This window comes from Klebsiella sp. BIGb0399, from assembly GCF_003752615.1.
In the GTDB taxonomy this organism is placed as follows: Bacteria; Pseudomonadota; Gammaproteobacteria; order Enterobacterales; family Enterobacteriaceae; genus Klebsiella; species Klebsiella lignicola.
Genome location: NZ_RKHT01000005.1, coordinates 1,323,424 through 1,340,997 on the forward strand (window position 1 = coordinate 1,323,424; position 17,574 = coordinate 1,340,997).

The 17,574-nt window shown below is 55.1% G+C and carries 18 protein-coding genes; 10 read left to right on the forward strand and 8 right to left on the reverse strand.

Annotation, left to right across the window (positions count from 1 at the left end):
- The first annotated feature begins 25 nt into the window (after positions 1-25).
- On the forward strand, positions 26-1,126 hold the full coding sequence (gene chaA, locus EDF82_RS06645; protein WP_123754766.1) for a sodium-potassium/proton antiporter ChaA: 1,101 nt from the start codon (positions 26-28) through the stop codon (positions 1,124-1,126).
- A 119-nt stretch (positions 1,127-1,245) separates the two neighbouring features.
- On the opposite strand, the gene kdsA is transcribed toward chaA, so the two are convergent.
- From kdsA to hemA, 6 genes are read right to left on the reverse strand one after another with little or no spacing between them, the layout of a single operon-like run.
- Positions 1,246-2,100, reverse strand: coding sequence for a 3-deoxy-8-phosphooctulonate synthase (gene kdsA, locus EDF82_RS06650; protein ID WP_123754767.1), 855 nt, complete (start codon positions 2,098-2,100; stop codon positions 1,246-1,248).
- A gap of 39 nt (positions 2,101-2,139) precedes the next feature.
- Positions 2,140-2,952, reverse strand: coding sequence for an invasion regulator SirB1 (gene sirB1, locus EDF82_RS06655; protein WP_123754768.1), 813 nt, complete (start codon positions 2,950-2,952; stop codon positions 2,140-2,142).
- A 3-nt stretch (positions 2,953-2,955) separates the two neighbouring features.
- Complete coding sequence (sirB2, locus tag EDF82_RS06660; protein ID WP_123754769.1) at positions 2,956-3,348, reverse strand: invasion regulator SirB2; 393 nt, start codon at positions 3,346-3,348, stop codon at positions 2,956-2,958.
- Positions 3,345-4,196, reverse strand: a complete 852-nt coding sequence (prmC, locus tag EDF82_RS06665; protein WP_123754770.1) for a peptide chain release factor N(5)-glutamine methyltransferase — start codon at positions 4,194-4,196, stop codon at positions 3,345-3,347. Before prmC ends, sirB2 begins: the two co-directional genes overlap by 4 nt.
- Positions 4,196-5,278 carry a peptide chain release factor 1 gene (prfA, locus tag EDF82_RS06670; RefSeq protein ID WP_123754771.1) on the reverse strand — a complete coding sequence of 361 codons (1,083 nt, stop codon included), beginning with the start codon at positions 5,276-5,278 and terminating at the stop codon, positions 4,196-4,198. The genes prmC and prfA overlap by 1 nt, the downstream gene beginning before the upstream one ends.
- Before the next feature lie 43 nt (positions 5,279-5,321).
- Complete coding sequence (gene hemA, locus EDF82_RS06675) at positions 5,322-6,578, reverse strand: glutamyl-tRNA reductase (protein WP_123754772.1); 1,257 nt, start codon at positions 6,576-6,578, stop codon at positions 5,322-5,324.
- A gap of 270 nt (positions 6,579-6,848) precedes the next feature.
- On the opposite strand from hemA, the gene lolB reads away from it, so the two are divergent.
- The 4 genes from lolB to dauA all read left to right on the forward strand — a co-directional run bounded on the left by lolB (position 6,849) and on the right by dauA (position 11,241).
- A complete protein-coding gene (gene lolB, locus EDF82_RS06680; RefSeq protein ID WP_123754773.1) occupies positions 6,849-7,460 on the forward strand; it encodes a lipoprotein insertase outer membrane protein LolB in 612 nt (203 codons plus the stop codon).
- Positions 7,460-8,311 carry a 4-(cytidine 5'-diphospho)-2-C-methyl-D-erythritol kinase gene (gene ispE / locus EDF82_RS06685; protein ID WP_174508155.1) on the forward strand — a complete coding sequence of 284 codons (852 nt, stop codon included), beginning with the start codon at positions 7,460-7,462 and terminating at the stop codon, positions 8,309-8,311. The genes lolB and ispE overlap by 1 nt, the downstream gene beginning before the upstream one ends.
- 179 nt (positions 8,312-8,490) lie before the next feature.
- Positions 8,491-9,438 carry a ribose-phosphate diphosphokinase gene (gene prs / locus EDF82_RS06690; RefSeq protein WP_004863536.1) on the forward strand — a complete coding sequence of 316 codons (948 nt, stop codon included), beginning with the start codon at positions 8,491-8,493 and terminating at the stop codon, positions 9,436-9,438.
- A gap of 123 nt (positions 9,439-9,561) precedes the next feature.
- Positions 9,562-11,241: a C4-dicarboxylic acid transporter DauA gene (gene dauA, locus EDF82_RS06695; protein WP_123754775.1), complete on the forward strand. Its 1,680-nt coding sequence runs from the start codon at positions 9,562-9,564 to the stop codon at positions 11,239-11,241.
- Here dauA and EDF82_RS06700 read toward each other — a convergent pair whose 3' ends face one another.
- Together EDF82_RS06700 and ychH are read right to left on the reverse strand one after the other, a co-directional pair.
- Positions 11,242-12,288 (reverse strand): MerR family transcriptional regulator, encoded by a 1,047-nt coding sequence (locus EDF82_RS06700; RefSeq protein ID WP_123754776.1) that lies wholly within the window; start codon positions 12,286-12,288, stop codon positions 11,242-11,244.
- Positions 12,289-12,517: 229 nt separating this feature from the next.
- Positions 12,518-12,793, reverse strand: a complete 276-nt coding sequence (ychH, locus tag EDF82_RS06705) for a stress-induced protein YchH (RefSeq protein WP_123754777.1) — start codon at positions 12,791-12,793, stop codon at positions 12,518-12,520.
- A 271-nt stretch (positions 12,794-13,064) separates the two neighbouring features.
- Here ychH and pth point away from each other — a divergent pair, with 271 nt between their 5' ends.
- The 5 genes from pth to EDF82_RS06730 all read left to right on the forward strand — a co-directional run bounded on the left by pth (position 13,065) and on the right by EDF82_RS06730 (position 17,261).
- Complete coding sequence (gene pth / locus EDF82_RS06710) at positions 13,065-13,649, forward strand: aminoacyl-tRNA hydrolase (RefSeq protein WP_123754778.1); 585 nt, start codon at positions 13,065-13,067, stop codon at positions 13,647-13,649.
- A gap of 117 nt (positions 13,650-13,766) precedes the next feature.
- A complete protein-coding gene (ychF, locus tag EDF82_RS06715; protein ID WP_123754779.1) occupies positions 13,767-14,861 on the forward strand; it encodes a redox-regulated ATPase YchF in 1,095 nt (364 codons plus the stop codon).
- Positions 14,862-15,688: 827 nt separating this feature from the next.
- Positions 15,689-16,165, forward strand: coding sequence for a hypothetical protein (locus tag EDF82_RS06720; protein ID WP_123754780.1), 477 nt, complete (start codon positions 15,689-15,691; stop codon positions 16,163-16,165).
- A gap of 204 nt (positions 16,166-16,369) precedes the next feature.
- Positions 16,370-16,738: a hypothetical protein gene (locus EDF82_RS06725; RefSeq protein ID WP_123754781.1), complete on the forward strand. Its 369-nt coding sequence runs from the start codon at positions 16,370-16,372 to the stop codon at positions 16,736-16,738.
- Positions 16,739-16,895: 157 nt separating this feature from the next.
- Positions 16,896-17,261, forward strand: coding sequence for a hypothetical protein (locus tag EDF82_RS06730; protein ID WP_123754782.1), 366 nt, complete (start codon positions 16,896-16,898; stop codon positions 17,259-17,261).
- Positions 17,262-17,574: the final 313 nt, after the last annotated feature.

Below are 17,574 nucleotides of genomic sequence, written 5' to 3' on the forward strand. Positions count from 1 at the left end.
ACACCTGCAAAAATGGAGATGGTTCATGACGAATGCACATGAGGCGGTGAAAACCCGCCACAAGGAGACATCGCTTATTTTCCCGATTCTGGCGCTGGCGGTGCTGATCTTCTTCGGAAGTAGTCAGTCGCTGCCAGCGGTTATCGGCATTAATATTCTGGCCCTGGTGGGGATTTTATGTAGCGCCTTTAGCGTAGTCCGCCATGCCGACGTGCTGGCACACCGCCTGGGAGAGCCGTACGGTTCGTTAATTTTAAGCCTTTCCGTGGTTATTCTTGAAGTCAGCCTGATTTCCGCCTTAATGGCGACCGGCGACGCGGCCCCGACGCTGATGCGCGATACGCTCTATTCGATCATCATGATCGTCACCGGCGGCCTGGTTGGCTTTTCTCTGCTGCTGGGCGGGCGCAAATTCGCCACCCAGTACATGAATTTATTCGGTATTAAGCAGTACCTCATCGCCCTGTTCCCGCTGGCGATCATCGTGCTGGTGTTCCCGATGGCGCTGCCAGGGGCCAATTTCAGCACCGGTCAGGCACTGCTGGTGGCGTTGATTTCCGCCGCCATGTACGGCGTATTCCTGCTGATACAGACCAAAACGCACCAGAGCCTGTTTATCTATGAGCATGAAGATGACAGCGACGACGATGACCCGCATCACGGCAAGCCATCCGCGCACAGCAGCGCCTGGCACACCGCCTGGCTGCTGGTTCACCTGGTGGCGGTTATCGCCGTAACCAAAATGAACGCCAACCCGCTTGAGACGCTGCTGACCAGCATGAATGCGCCGGTGGCCTTTACCGGTTTCCTGGTGGCCCTGTTAATCCTCTCGCCGGAAGGGCTGGGAGCGCTGAAAGCGGTGCTGAACAATCAGGTCCAGCGCGCCATGAACCTGTTCTTCGGCTCGGTGCTGGCCACCATATCGTTGACCGTGCCGGTGGTGACCTTAATCGCTTTCTTAACCGGGAATGAGCTGCACTTTGGTCTTGGCGCCCCGGAAATGATTGTGATGGTCGCCTCGCTGGTGCTGTGCCATATCTCGTTCTCTACCGGGCGCACCAACGTGCTGAACGGTGCCGCGCATCTGGCGCTGTTTGCCGCCTATCTGATGACGATTTTCGCCTGATGCTCCTCCCCCGGCGGCACGCTGCCGACCGGGGTTAGCCACGCATCACCTGAAAAAGAGATATAAAAAAGCCTGCCGGTTTTGCAACGGGCAGGCTTTTCGCATTTTACAACGCGGTCTTAGTTGCTGGTATCCAGCTCATCAAAACCTTTCACCAGGTCGTCGATGGCTTTCATTTGCTTGAGGAACGGCTCCAGCTTCGCCAGCGGCAGCGCGGACGGGCCGTCGCATTTCGCATGTTCCGGGTCCGGGTGTGCTTCGATAAACAGACCCGCAATACCGACAGCCATACCGGCACGAGCCAGTTCGGCAACCTGCGCACGACGACCGCCGGAAGCAGCGCCAAACGGGTCGCGGCACTGCAGCGCGTGGGTCACGTCGAAGATAACCGGGGAGTTGTTGGACGCTTTTTTCATCACGCCAAAGCCCAGCATATCGACAACCAGGTTGTCGTAACCGAAGTTCGCGCCACGGTCACACAGGATAACTTTGTCGTTACCGCCTTCAATAAACTTGTCGACGATGTTGCCCATCTGGCCCGGGCTGACAAACTGCGGCTTCTTGACGTTGATGACCGCGCCAGTTTTCGCCATCGCTTCTACCAGATCGGTCTGACGAGCGAGGAACGCCGGCAGCTGAATCACGTCCACCACGTCGGCAACCGGCTGCGCCTGGCTGGCTTCGTGAACGTCAGTAATGATTTTCACGCCGAAGGTCTGCTTCAGCTCCTGGAAGATTTTCATCCCTTCTTCCAGACCCGGACCACGATAGGAGTGGATGGAAGAACGGTTGGCTTTATCAAAAGAGGCTTTGAACACGTAAGGAATGCCCAGCTTCTGCGTAACCGTCACGTAGTGTTCGCAGATGCGCATCGCGAGATCGCGGGATTCCAGCACGTTCATCCCACCAAACAGGACGAAAGGCAGGTCGTTTGCTACGTTGATATCACCAATGCTAACCACTTTTTGTTTCATAAGATCGCCTTATCAGGGTGTAACCGGATTCATTCCAGATTAGTGAAGAGTAATTTGTTTATGCGAAATCGTGTTGATTTGCGCGCGGATCATTTCGCTGATCGGGTCCTCAGGGCACTGCTCAACAAAATAGTTCAGATCCAGCAACGCCACATGGTCGCACTCAAGCTGGGCGTAGATCAGCCCGCGATCGCGAATTTCATAGGGATCTTCCGGGTTAAACTGCAGCAGCGCTTCACTGGTTCTCAGCGCCAGCTCCATTTGCCCCTCTTCCATCAACGCGGATTTTAAAGTGTCGAGCAGTTTATGGATAACTTCCGCGTTATCCGCCTCTTCGAGATCTTCGTTAAACAACTCGGCTACCGGGCTGATATTGCCCTTCAGCCAGACTTCCAGCGTGTGTTCGTTGAGGGTTTCACCGTTGAACGGGTTGATCAACCACATCTCTTCGCTGGTTTCCGGGTCGGCACGCATCAGCAGCTGGGTCGGGAAGATAACCGGGACCAGCGGCAGCGACAGGCGCTGGGCAATCCACAGCACGATGGCGCCGAGCGATGCCGCGCTGCCCTGGCGGTTGATCAGCACTTTGTCGATCCACAGCGCATCGGACAACTTATAGACGCCGTGAGAGTCGCGGAAGCCCCACTCTTTGTAGAACAGCTCCAGCAGCCGTTCCAGCTGACGCTCCTGATCCCACGAAGACGCAATCTCCTCCTGCGCCAGAGCCAGCAGCCGCTCCAGTTCATCCTGCACATAGTGCGTCGGAAAATCGTCGCGGATTAATTCCGAAATGAGGACCATGCCATCGCACAATGGTGCTTTATTAAATTCGAAATCAGCTAATGACCTCATGACTTACCCCAGTAACGGTATTCTTGTAATGGCGAGTTGTATGATGATGAACAACACCACCAAAGCCAACAGAAAGGCAATAAACCGGCTCTGCTGGCTGCGCGGACGACGACGGCCCAGCGCGATAAAACCCAATGCGATGTAAATAATAACGCCAAACAGCTTTTCAGTCAGCCATGAGCCGTCTTGCGTAAATGGCAGATAGTGGGTCAAGGCCATTAATCCGGCGCCGCTGAGGAATAACAGCGTATCGCTACAGTGCGGTGCAATCCGCACCCAGCGTTGATTCAGCCGGGCGCTGCCGTTGTAGGTCCACCAGTAGCGCAGGGCAAACAAACTGACCGACACCACCACACACGCAATATGCACATACAGCACCGTACTAAACAAATTCATGACGCGGTCTTCTCCATACCGGGAAATCGCCCGATCGTCAGACGCTCGTTATCACCGTAGTCACGGCAGGTCACGACATCAAGGTAGCCAGCCTGCTGGAACAGCGCCCGAACCGCCTCGCCCTGCGTCCAGCCATGTTCCAGCAACATCATGCCATCGGGGGTCAGGAAATGACGCCCGTGGTCAATAATATGCGCGAGATCGGCCAGCCCGTGATCGGCCGCCACCAGCGCCGTCTTCGGCTCAAAGCGCACGTCGCCCTGATCCAGATGCGGGTCGGTTTCGTCGATATAGGGCGGGTTGCTGACAATCATCGTGAATGATTGCCCCGTCAGCGCCGCAAACCAGTGGCTTTGCAGCACGGTCACGTTGGTGATGGCGAGACGTTCGGCATTGCGCGCGGCTAATGCCGCGGCGTCCGGCATAAAATCTACCGCCGTCACCTGGCAATCCGGGCGTTCACTGGCCAGGGCCAGGGCAATCGCCCCGGTGCCGGTGCCTAAATCCAGGATCCGGCAGGCGGTGGCCGGCAAGCGCGCCAGCGCCTGCTCGACCAGGCACTCGGTATCCGGGCGGGGAATTAAGGTGGCGGGAGAAACCAGCAGCGGCAGTGACCAGAACTCGCGTTCACCGATCAGGTGAGCCACCGGTTCGCCGCGCTGACGGCGGTCCAGCAGCGTCTCCAGCTCCGCCAGCTGTGGCGGCGTCAACGCCGTTTCACCGAAGGCAAGAATATAGGTTCGTGCCTTGCCGGTGACGTGCCCCAGCAGGATCTCGGCGTCGCGTCGCGGACTGTCACTCTCACTCAGGCGGCTTATCGCCTGGGCCAGCCACTGTTGAAATATCATCATTCCTGCTCGGAAAGCGCCGCCAGCTGATCGGCCTGGTATTCCTGAACGATCGGCTCAATCAACATATCCAGCTTGCCTTCCATCGCTTCATCCAGACGATACAGCGTCAGGTTGATACGGTGATCGGTGACGCGGCCCTGCGGATAGTTATAGGTGCGGTTACGATCGCTGCGATCGCCGCTACCCAGCAGGTTACGGCGCTCGGAGGCTTCGGCCTGTTGGCGTTTGGCCACTTCGGCCGCACGAATACGCGCCCCCAGCACCGACAACGCTTTGGCTTTGTTTTTGTGCTGAGAACGTTCGTCCTGGCACTCCACCACGATACCGGTCGGTAAGTGAGTAATACGGATCGCCGAGTCGGTGGTGTTAACGTGCTGACCGCCTGCCCCGGAGGAACGGAAGGTGTCAATGCGCAGGTCGCCCGGGTTGATATCCGGCATTTCGGCTTCCGGCAGCTCCGGCATCACCGCCACGGTACAGGCGGAGGTGTGAATACGCCCCTGGGACTCGGTCGCCGGGACGCGCTGGACGCGATGACCGCCAGACTCAAACTTCAGACGGCCATATACGCCGTCGCCGCTGATCTTGGCAATCACTTCTTTAAAGCCACCATGTTCGCCTTCGTTGGCGCTCATGATCTCGACGCGCCAGCGGCGCGCTTCGGCATAACGGCTGTACATCCGGAACAGATCCCCGGCAAACAGCGCCGCTTCATCCCCGCCGGTACCGGCGCGGACTTCAACAAAGGCGTTACGCTCGTCATCCGGATCTTTCGGCAGCAGCAGAACCTGCAGCTGTTGTTCCATTTCTTCGCTTTTGGCTTTGGCGTCGCGCAGTTCTTCCTGCGCCATTTCGCGCATTTCCGGATCGTCGAGCATCATCTGGGCGGTTTCAATATCGTCCTGCACCTGACGCCATTCGGTATAGCAGCGGGCAACGTCGCTCAGCTGCGCGTATTCCCGCGACAGCGCGCGGAATCGATCCTGATCGGCGATGGTCGCAGCATCACCCAGCAGCGCCTGAACTTCCTCATGGCGTTCGTACAGAGCTTCCAGTTTGGCAACAATAGAAGGCTTCATAGGCGTGAATTCACCCTGTCCTAAAAAAAGAGAGAAATGTGCGCTATTCCAGCCCGAGGCTGTTGCGCAGAATATGCAGGCGTTCATCATCCCCGTCACGGGCGGCCTGCTGAAGAGATTTGGTTGGTGCGTGGATCAGGCGATTGGTCAGCTTGCGTGCCAGATCCTGCATGATTTCCTGCGCATTGCCCCCCTGCTCCAGCGCCGCAAGCGCCTTCGCGGTCAGTTCCTCGCGGACCTGCTCTGACTGGGAACGATATTCACGGATAGTCTCGCTGGCGCTCTGGGCGCGCAGCCAGGCCATAAATTCGCTGGTTTCCTGCTCGACGATCGACTCAGCCTCAACCGCCGCGGCTTTACGCTGCGCCAGGTTGTGCTGAATAATGTTCTGTAGATCGTCCACGCTATATAAATAGGCATTCGCCAGCTTACCTACTTCCGGTTCGACATCGCGAGGTACCGCGATATCCACCAGCAGCATCGGCTGGTTGCGACGCGCTTTCAGCGCGCGCTCGACCATCCCTTTGCCAATAATCGGCAGCGGGCTGGCAGTGGAACTAATAATGATATCGGCCTCTTGCAGCCGCTCGCCGATGTCGCTGAGCGCGATCACTTCCGCGCCGACTTCTTCGGCCAGTGCCTGAGCCCGCTCGCGGGTTCGGTTGGCAATCACCATTTTACGCACGTGGTGTTCGCGCAGATGCCGCGCCACCAGTTCGATGGTCTCCCCGGCGCCGACCAGTAATACCGTCACGCTGGAAAGGGATTCGAAGATTTGTCGCGCCAGGGTACAGGCGGCGAAAGCCACGGAAACCGCGCTGGCGCCGATATCGGTTTCGGTGCGCACGCGTTTGGCAACGGAGAACGACTTCTGGAACATACGCTCCAGTTCGCTGACGTTGAGGTGGCCCCGGCTGGAGTCGGCAAAGGCTTTTTTGACCTGCCCGAGAATCTGCGGCTCGCCGAGAACCAGCGAGTCCAGCCCGCTGGCAACGCGCATCAGATGGCTGACGGCATCGTTATCCTGGTGCCAGTAAAGGCTCTTGCGCAGGTCTTCTTCATTCAGATGGTGGTAATCACACAGCCAGCGGATAAGCACTTCCTGCAGATTATCCTGCTCCTCGACGCTGAGATAGAGCTCCGTGCGGTTACAGGTCGACAGCACCACGCCCCCCTGCACCATTGGCTGAGCCAGCAGGCTCTCCAGCGCCTTATCGAGCGTATCCGGCGAAAACGTTACACGTTCTCGCAGCGCGACCGGGGCTGTTTTGTGATTAATGCCAAGAGCTAAAAGGGTCATTGTGAGGGAGTAGTACCAGCGTTGCTAAGGTTAGTCTGAGCGCATCATACAGGATGCGCGGAATCAATAAAAGAGAGGCTCCCCTTTTGGAGTAATAGGTACGGGAGTAAAAGCCATTAACGGTAATTTTTTGATTTCAGACCATTTGAACGTAGACGCTATCGCCGGGCAACGCTAGCATTATGGGTTAGAATTGTAACCTGCTACACAAATCGTGGGCGCCCTTCCGTCGCCGGATTTCACTGTAGACATCAAGGATTTGTCAACATTATGAATCGACTGCTCCGCCTGTTACCGCTGGCAAGCCTGGTCCTCACGGCCTGTGCAATCAACGCCCCGAAAGGCCCCGCTACCAGCCCGGATTCTCCGCAATGGCGTCAGCATCAGCAAGATGTCCGTCAACTGAATCAGTTCCAGACCCGCGGCGCTTTCGCCTGGCTGTCCGACGAGCAAAAAGTGTATGCCCGCTTTTTCTGGCAGCAAACCGGCCAGGATCGCTATCGCCTGCTGCTGACCAACCCGCTGGGCAGCACCGAGCTCTCCCTGGTGGCGCAGCCGGGCAGCGTGACCCTGATTGATAACAAGGGCCAGACCTATACCGCGACCGATGCCGAAGAGATGATTGGTCGCCTGACCGGCATGCCGATTCCGCTGAACAGCCTGCGCCAGTGGATCGTTGGCCTGCCGGGCGACGCCACAGATTACAAGCTGGACGACAAATACCGTCTGAGCGAACTGAACTACACGCAAAACGGCAAAACCTGGCACGTGACCTACGGCGGCTATACCAGCGATACCCAGCCAGCACTGCCGGCCAATATGGAGTTGAGCAACGGCAGTCAGCGCATCAAGCTGAAAATGGATAACTGGATTGTGAAATGATGACCCGCTGGCCTGCTCCTGCAAAGCTGAACCTGTTTTTGTACATCACCGGTCAACGCGCCGATGGTTATCACCTGCTGCAGACGCTGTTTCAGTTTCTCGATTATGGCGATACGTTAACCATCGAACCCCGTCAGGACGGCGAACTTCGTCTGCTGACGCCGGTTGCCGGCGTGCCGGACGAGGAAAACCTGATCGTGCGGGCCGCACGTCTGCTGATGCAGGCCGCGGCGGATCGTGGGCAGCTTGCGCCAGGCAGCGGCGCCGACATCAGCATCGACAAACGTCTGCCAATGGGCGGCGGGCTGGGCGGCGGTTCCTCCAATGCGGCCACCGTTCTGGTGGCGCTCAACCATCTCTGGGGCTGCGGCTTCTCTGATGATGAGCTGGCGACGCTGGGCCTGCAGTTAGGAGCCGATGTGCCGGTGTTCGTGCGCGGGCATGCCGCCTTTGCCGAAGGGATTGGTGAAGTGCTGACCCCGGTCGAGCCGGAGGAAAAGTGGTACCTGGTTGCCCATCCGGGGGTCAGTATTCCGACGCCGGTGATTTTCCGTGACCCCGAGCTACCACGATCGACCCCGGTCAGGTCAATAAGTACGTTGCTAAAATGTGAATTTCGCAATGATTGCGAGGTTATCGCAAGAAAACGTTTTCGCGAGGTTGATGCGGCGCTTTCCTGGCTGTTAGAATATGCGCCGTCGCGCCTGACCGGCACAGGAGCGTGTGTCTTTGCTGAATTTGACACCGAATCTGCCGCTCGTCAGGTGCAAGAGCAAGCCCCGGAATGGCTACAAAGCTTTGTTGCACGAGGCGTTAACGTCTCACCGCTCAAGCTAGCCCTACTAAAGTAGTCGGCTTTTCGCCGCCATTACTGCACGTACGCCGGGCAAATTGAGTAACGGTGACAACGTCACCCTGTTCCAGACGTTGCATCGTTCTCTATTAAATACACCGCCTGGATAGATTAGTGCCGCCCGCACAGTTTTGGCGCTTTTCATCCACCACTGGACGCATGCCTGAGGTTCTTCTCGTGCCTGATATGAAGCTTTTTGCTGGTAACGCCACCCCGGAACTAGCACAACGTATTGCCAACCGCCTGTACACTTCTCTTGGCGACGCCGCTGTAGGTCGTTTTAGCGACGGCGAAGTCAGCGTACAAATCAATGAAAACGTACGCGGTGGTGATATTTTCATCATCCAGTCCACTTGTGCTCCCACCAACGACAACCTGATGGAATTGGTTGTTATGGTTGATGCTCTGCGTCGCGCTTCGGCGGGTCGTATCACCGCTGTTATCCCTTATTTCGGCTATGCTCGTCAGGACCGCCGTGTGCGTTCCGCTCGTGTGCCAATCACCGCTAAAGTGGTCGCTGACTTCCTGTCCAGCGTCGGCGTTGACCGCGTACTGACCGTTGACCTGCATGCAGAACAGATCCAGGGCTTCTTTGACGTTCCGGTTGATAACGTATTCGGCAGCCCAATCCTGCTCGAAGATATGCTGCAGCTGAATCTGGATAACCCGATTGTGGTTTCTCCGGACATCGGCGGCGTGGTACGTGCTCGTGCCATTGCTAAGCTGCTGAACGATACCGACATGGCGATCATCGACAAACGTCGTCCGCGCGCTAACGTTTCTCAGGTGATGCACATCATCGGTGACGTTGCCGGCCGCGACTGCGTGATGGTTGACGATATGATCGATACCGGCGGCACGCTGTGTAAAGCAGCAGAAGCGCTGAAAGAACGTGGTGCGAAACGCGTATTCGCTTACGCTACTCACCCGATCTTCTCCGGCAACGCAATCCAGAACATTAAAAACTCTGTGATTGATGAATTCGTCGTCTGCGATACCATCCCGCTGGCGCCGGAAATCAAAGCACTGGAAAAAGTTCGTACGCTGACCTTGTCCGGCATGCTGGCAGAAGCGATTCGTCGTATCAGCAACGAAGAATCCATCTCTGCTATGTTCGAACACTAATCGAGCCCGGCCAAAAAACCCGCTGCGGCGGGTTTTTTTGTCTCCGAACCCAATTTGTATGATTAATGCCTCCTTCACCTGCCATTCGTTGACAGATGATGCGCTCATGGATGAAACATTATTGTGAACCGATTATTTACCTCACATGTGATGCCTTTCCGCGCCCTCATCGATGCCTGCTGGAAAGAAAAGTACACCCTCGCGCGGTTTACCCGCGATCTGATTGCCGGAATAACGGTCGGGATTATTGCCATTCCGTTAGCGATGGCGCTGGCCATTGGCAGCGGCGTTGCGCCGCAGTACGGGCTGTATACCGCGGCGGTAGCCGGGATTATTATCGCCCTCACCGGGGGATCGCGCTTCAGCGTCTCAGGGCCGACGGCGGCCTTTGTGGTGATCCTCTATCCGGTATCACAGCAGTTTGGCCTCGCAGGGTTGCTGGTGGCGACCTTGATGTCGGGGATCTTTTTAATTCTTTTCGGCCTCGCCCGCTTTGGCCGACTCATTGAATATATTCCGCTCTCGGTCACCTTAGGGTTTACCTCCGGTATCGGTATTACTATCGGTACCATGCAGATTAAAGACTTCCTCGGTCTGCAGATGGCGCACGTCCCGGAACACTATCTGCAGAAAGTCTCGGCGCTGGTAATGGCGCTGCCGACCACCAACCCCGGAGACGCCGCGATCGGCGTCGTCACCCTCGGCACCCTGATCCTGTGGCCACGCCTCGGGATTCGTCTGCCTGGCCATCTGCCGGCCCTGTTGGCGGGCTGTGCAGTGATGGGTCTGGTGAATCTGTTCGGCGGTCACGTCGCCACTATCGGCTCTCAGTTCCATTATGTGCTGGCTGACGGCAGCCAGGGCAACGGGATCCCGCAATTGCTGCCGCAGCTGGTGCTGCCGTGGGATATGCCGGGCTCCGACTTTACCCTTAGCTGGGCGTCATTGCAGGCGCTGCTGCCGGCGGCGTTCTCGATGGCGATGCTCGGGGCGATCGAGTCCCTGCTGTGCGCGGTGGTGCTCGATGGCATGACCGGCACCAAACATAAAGCCAACAGCGAGCTGATCGGCCAGGGGCTGGGCAATATTGTGGCCCCTTTCTTTGGCGGGATCACCGCAACGGCGGCGATTGCCCGCTCCGCGGCTAACGTCCGCGCTGGCGCCACCTCCCCGATCTCGGCGGTGATCCACGCGCTGCTGGTGATTATGGCCCTGCTGGTGCTGGCGCCGCTGCTCTCCTGGCTGCCGCTGTCGGCGATGGCGGCTCTGCTGTTGATGGTGGCGTGGAACATGAGCGAAGCGCATAAAGTGGTTAATCTGCTGCGCCACGCGCCAAAAGACGACATCGTGGTGATGCTGATGTGCATGTCGCTGACCGTGCTGTTTGATATGGTCATCGCCATCAGCGTCGGTATTGTGCTGGCCTCGCTGCTGTTTATGCGCCGTATCGCGCGCATGACCCGCCTGGCGCCGGTTAACGTGGAAACGCCTGAGGATGTACTGGTCCTGCGGGTCATCGGACCGCTGTTCTTCGCCGCTGCCGAAGGGCTGTTTGCCGACCTGGAAACCCGGATCGCCGGCAAACGTATCGTGGTGTTGAAATGGGATGCGGTTCCGGTGCTGGATGCCGGTGGACTGGATGCCTTCCAGCGCTTTGTTAGCAAGCTGCCGGAAGGTTGTGAACTGCGCGTCTCTAACCTCGAGTTTCAGCCATTACGCACTCTGGCCCGGGCAGGCGTCCAGCCGATCCCCGGACGCCTGAGTTTCTATCCCGACCGCGCCGCCGCGCTGGCCGATATCTGACTACCGTGACGCGGGCGCTCGCGCCTGCGTCATCATCACCCCAATCGCCTGCTGTAACCAGCTCAGCACCTCCGGCGTCATCCACGTCCCCTTCATCAGGTGCGGTTCCCGCTCCATCGCCACGCGAAATTTTTGCTGGGTCGCGGGGCTGGTCCCGGCGTACGACTGAAAGAGCGCCAGCCATTGCCGGGCCAGCACCTGACCGGCGTCCGATGCCGGATCGAGACGATCGCGGCAGGCCTGATGCAGCTGCGTTACCAGCACCGGCCACTCCATCAGGCGATCGAAGTAGTGCTCGCGGGTGAAGGCCAGTTCATCGGCGTCGAGGTAGCGCGCCCAGATAACCAGCTTGCTCTGAGCAAAAGCGCGGGTGATGTAGTCGATAACATCGGCGGTGATGCCGGTTTGCGCGCGCATTTGCGGCTCCGCCGCATGCATCTCGTTCAGGCGGGTCAGAAACTCCGGCCGCCCGGCGGTATCCTGTTCCAGACGTTCCATCCAGCGGGTAGCCAGCGCCATCGCGCGCGGGTCATCCTCCGGACACCCTTCCCCAATCAGCTCCCGTACCTCTGCGACCAGCGCCAGCCAGACCTGATTCCGTTGCTCGTCTTGCTCGGCAAACGGCAACCCCTGCAACTCCTGCGGACTAAACCAACGATCGTACATTTTCATTAACTCCAGCGTCTGTAGCCAGGACTCAAGATCGGGCTCGTTACCGCCCCCCAGCGCATCGCGCAGGGTCACCAGCCGCTCACGCAGCGTACTGATGGTGCGCAGCTGCGTATCCAGCGTCGCGATCTGCTGCACCAGCAGGTCCGACAGCGATAGAGAATCCCGATCCAGATGGTCCTTAATAGTGGCGAGCTCCAGCCCGGCTTGAGCCAGCGCCTTGATCATATGCAGGCGCTGAACCGCCGCCAGGTTATAAAGTCGATAGCCCGCCGCGCTTCTGGCCGACGGCATCAGCAGCCCCGTTTGTTCATAGTGATGGAGCGTGCGTACGGTCATACCGGCACGCCTTGCCAGTTCACCTACCTGAATTAACATACCTGCTCCCGTCGTTGACCAGTGACGCTACCTTGCCGCCTGACGTTACGTCAGGGTCAAGGGGAAAAGTGATGGCATTTTATCGTGAAGGTATCCCCCTGGCAGCAGGAGAATCTATTCGCAGGGAATCGGGGTAAGCACCAAACAAAACAGCCAGCGACCCGAGAGACGCTGGCTGCATAAGAAAACCGTTACATTCATGCCCTGTCGCGAGTGACAGGTGCGCTAGTTAACTGTGCCGGTGCTGGTCACGGCGGCAGCGTTTATCGTAGTGACGAACCCACCAGTACTTGTCGCAGACCTGTTCGTGGCCGCCCACGCGTGCCCCGGCAAGCCACAGTACCGCACCGACGAAGATGCTTAACACTGCGCCATGCGCAAAGAACTGCGGCAGGTCAACTTGCGGAAGCTGGTTTAAAATGGAATAACCGACGCCAACCACCATGACAACGAGTCCTAAACCCATCAGAGTATTACCGAGTAACGAAGCGTTTCTGCGTTTCATATGTCACCTCCGGAACCTTGGGCCATAGGGAATATCCCTAAAACTTATAGGTCTAGTATAGACAATGGGCTTAAAGCTGATTGCGTTAGCGATCACATTAGTCAATATCTGATCAACAAATATTTACAAATAACCCTCTGAACAACATCAAATTCTAATGGTTCATTAGGTAAATTATCGTTTTCCTCGTCGCAATACGGGCAGAATTTTGTCAAGCGCCCCGGCAACCAGTACACTACGCGCCAGAGAACGACCCAAGCAGGATAGAAAAGTGACGATAAAACTGATTGTCGGCCTGGCAAACCCCGGCGCAGAATATGCGGCAACCCGCCATAACGCCGGTGCCTGGTACGTAGATTTACTGGCTGACCGCCATCGTGCCCCGCTGCGCGAAGAGAGCAAATTCTTCGGCTACACCTCGCGGATTAACTTCGCCGGTGAAGATGTCCGTCTGTTGGTCCCGACCACCTTTATGAACCTCAGCGGCAAAGCCGTGGCGGCGATGGCGACCTTCTACCGCATTAACCCGGATGAAATCCTGGTGGCGCACGATGAGCTGGATCTGCCACCCGGCGTGGCGAAATTTAAGCTCGGCGGCGGTCACGGCGGCCACAATGGTCTGAAAGATATCATCAGCAAGCTGGGCAATAACCCCAACTTTCATCGCTTACGCGTCGGAATCGGCCATCCAGGCGATAAAAATAAAGTTGTTGGCTTTGTTCTGGGTAAACCACCGTCAAGCGAACAGAAACTGATTGATGAGGCCGTAGACGAAGCGGCACGTTGTACCGAGGTCTGGCTGAAAGAGGGCCTCACCAAAGCGACCAACCGTTTACACGCTTTTAAAGCGCAATAACCGGTTGCCGTGCGGAATTTTTGCCGCGCACCGTGTATAATAGGCAAAGCTATTTACTTTTCTGCAATCTGTTCCCTGTAACAGGTTGATTATCCAAAGATTAAGGTGATTTAAATCATGGGATTCAAATGCGGTATCGTCGGTTTGCCCAACGTCGGCAAATCCACCCTGTTCAATGCGCTCACCAAAGCGGGTATTGAAGCGGCCAACTTCCCCTTCTGTACCATTGAGCCGAACACCGGTGTCGTGCCGATGCCCGATCCGCGTCTGGACAAACTGGCTGAAATCGTCAAACCGCAGCGTATTCTGCCGACTACCATGGAATTCGTCGACATCGCCGGTCTGGTGAAAGGCGCGTCCAAAGGTGAAGGCCTGGGTAACCAGTTCCTGACCAACATCCGTGAAACCGAAGCTATCGGCCACGTGGTTCGCTGCTTTGAGAACGACAACATCATCCACGTGAACAATAAAGTCGATCCGGCTGACGACATCGACGTTATTAACACCGAGCTGGCGCTGTCCGATCTCGACACCTGCGAACGTGCTCTGCACCGCGTACAGAAGAAAGCCAAAGGCGGCGACAAAGACGCGAAAGCCGAACAGGCCGCGCTGGAAAAATGCCTGCCGCAGCTGGAAAACGCCGGTATGCTGCGCGCGTTGAAAAACCTGACCGAAGAAGACAAGGCCGCCATCAAATACCTGAGCTTCCTGACCCTGAAGCCAACCATGTACATCGCCAACGTCAACGAAGACGGTTTCGAGAACAACCCGTACCTGGATAAAGTGCGTGAAATCGCTGCGGGCGAAGGTTCTGTCGTGGTTGCCGTCTGCGCCGCAGTTGAATCTGATATCGCTGAGCTGGACGACGCCGACCGTGATGAATTCATGGCCGAACTGGGTCTGGAAGAGCCGGGCCTGAACCGAGTGATCCGCGCAGGCTACGAGCTGCTGAACCTGCAGACTTACTTCACCGCAGGCGTCAAAGAAGTTCGCGCGTGGACCATCCCTGTCGGCGCAACCGCCCCGCAGGCGGCAGGCAAAATCCACACCGATTTCGAAAAAGGCTTTATCCGTGCGCAGACCATCGCCTATGAAGACTTTATCACCTACAAAGGTGAGCAAGGGGCGAAAGAAGCCGGCAAGATGCGCGCCGAAGGCAAAGACTACATCGTTAAAGATGGCGATGTGATGAACTTCCTGTTCAACGTCTAAATAAAATTTGTTGTCTCATGCGGTGTCAGAACATCTCATGAAACTCACAAAATCCTCTAAAATCCACGCAATTGCGTGGATTTTTCATTTCAGGCGCTTTGCGAAATATGTCGCGGCCTTTTGTTGCATGGCCAGTTCTTCATCCCGTTCAGCGAGTTTCAGGGCTTCATCGCGAATATTCGGGTGTGTACAGTTTACGGGCCGTTTTGCTGGTTGATGCTGGTTTTGTCATGAGTAATCACCGCTGGTTGAGAATTTACTCACTTAGTCGCGTGTCTACTATGATGGGTCGGATCAGATACCCATCCCCGGGAACTGCTCCGGATGGTATATCAATATGATAGGTTCGGGGTCGTTGTTCAATTAGGACACTCCCAGTGCTTTGTTGAACATAAGCCCCTGATGCCAGCGAAATTAAAGCTGGTATCAGTAGCCACTTCAGCATGAACTTTATTTCTTTTTATTCCTATACAAACAGTAAATTCTGATCACCAGAATAGATTTTCATTTTTAATGGAACATGATTAATCTGTATGAAATCATTAGGAGTCTGAGGTAGGTCGCCCCCTGTTACGATAAATGATTCAAAAGTATCTTCTTAAGGTCATTGAGAGACATACTTATCATCAGAAAAATACGCGGAATAATCATGGACACCACCTTTTTTTTCGAAATTCAGGATTTATGGTAAAATATTACTGATTCAGTCATGAAAAGCACCAAACCACTCATATGATAAAATAAGTAACCTGTTGGAATTATTTTACGTAGCAGAAAGCATCTTATTAAACCGCTAATTTCCATTAACTCATTCAGGAGACAGCATTATGGGGCAGGTGGAGGTTTTTAATGCAAGTAAATCAGATATTTATGTCAGCCTTAATAATGGCAGTTTTTTTACAGTAAATGCTGCTACTCAAGTTTCATGGCAGGCGGGTCAAGCCGCTACCCCGCCCACTTTTGTTAACAATACCACGGCCACCACCGGGCAATTGAAGCTGGGTGACAATATAATAACAGCTTATTCATCAACTTCCGGTCCAGCCACGGCAGGAATCTGCACAATAACTATCCCCGAAAATATTCCTATAAACTCAATACAACTCTATCTTTTCTGGAAAGATGCTACCAGTGTTGCGGCTATTGTTCTGCAGGATGGACAACCTTTCCAGGCGGTAATCATCACCAGGGCAATCACAAGCACATTATTAACTGCCGTCTCTGCCATTCAGTATCCATTAGAAAACAACAAGATGACATCCCCCTCTCATCCAGCAGGCAGTCAGATAAAAATTAATTTGTAATTTATTTTGCAAAAATAATTTTTACTCCTATAGTTTTTACTTATGTTGACTAATTGGGATTAATCCTAGTTAGTCAACGGCCTGTTCAGTGTGAAGTTTAAGCCTGATTAAATATATTTTCTCATGTTGTAGTAAATATAAACTACGGCGCAGAAAGGCGCGCCCGGATCAACACTCAACCGCTGATAGCAAGGTAATTATCTCATGTCAAACGCATATATTTTCAATGCATCAGGTGTCGCCATTTCAGTAAGCGTAAACAATGGCAATTTCCTGTCCGTAAACCCGGCAGACAGTACCACCTGGGTGCCAAGTGTTCCCTCGACTCAGCCTCCGTTTGTCAATAATATCAACCCTGGCAACGGCCAGCTAGGCCTTGGCCCGAACACGATTACCCTCTACCCATCGACCTCCGGGCCGAGCCATAGCGCCAACTTCACCCTCAATATTCCGACCGAAGTTACGGTCAGTTCACTGCAGCTGTATCTGTTCTGGAAAGACGCCGAAAATGTCGCTTTCGCAGCACTGAATGGCGGCCAGTTTATCCAGGTATCTCCAGCTAACCTCGCATAAACTCAGTGCATTCATTAAATTAATATTATTTTTAACAAATTAACCACCTGAAAGCACAGCCCTAGATTAATCATTTACGCCGAAAACACCACGCCTGAATAATATTCATTCAGGCGTAAACACCTCAGTAACTGAATGCAGTAAAAGGGGGGGGGGCATGGCAAATGTTTATACATTCAACACCAGCGGCGTGTCGTTAATGTTCAGCATTAATAATGGCGATTTTATAAAACTGCCCAACACCAGCGGTAGTTTTCAATGGATACCGTTGCCCCCTGCTAATTACCCTGCTTTTTACAATCAACTTAACCCACCCAAAGGCGGATTAGGATTGGGCAATAATATATTGACAATGTATCCTGCAAGCAGCGGCTCGCAATATGCAGGAACTGTGAATATTGACATTCCAGAAGACGTTAGTGCCATCTCAATACAAATATATCTTTACTGGAAAGACGCGAGTCATCTCGGCGCAGTAGTATGTAATGCCGGGAAATATATTAAAGCTATTAGCTTACCGTAATTTTTTCCCTACACATAGCAACACTTGAGGAGCTTGCCATTTATGTCGAGCGTCACCAGCCCCTTACCTGAGATATATCCTGGGCTTTATTTGATTGCTGCGCCGGGATCGTCAGAAGCCAACGGCAGCCCGCTGTGGGTTTATTTTTTGACGGCCACTAGCGGCAGTTCGCTTGCAAAAACACGAAAAAAGAAAACGGCAGCGGCAAGCGCCCCGGAGGTGACCTTACAAAGCAGTTGGGACTCAATTTCAGGCTGGTATTTTTTCACTCCGCAGACCATTAACCCGCAGCAGGCCCCAGCCTTTATTCGTG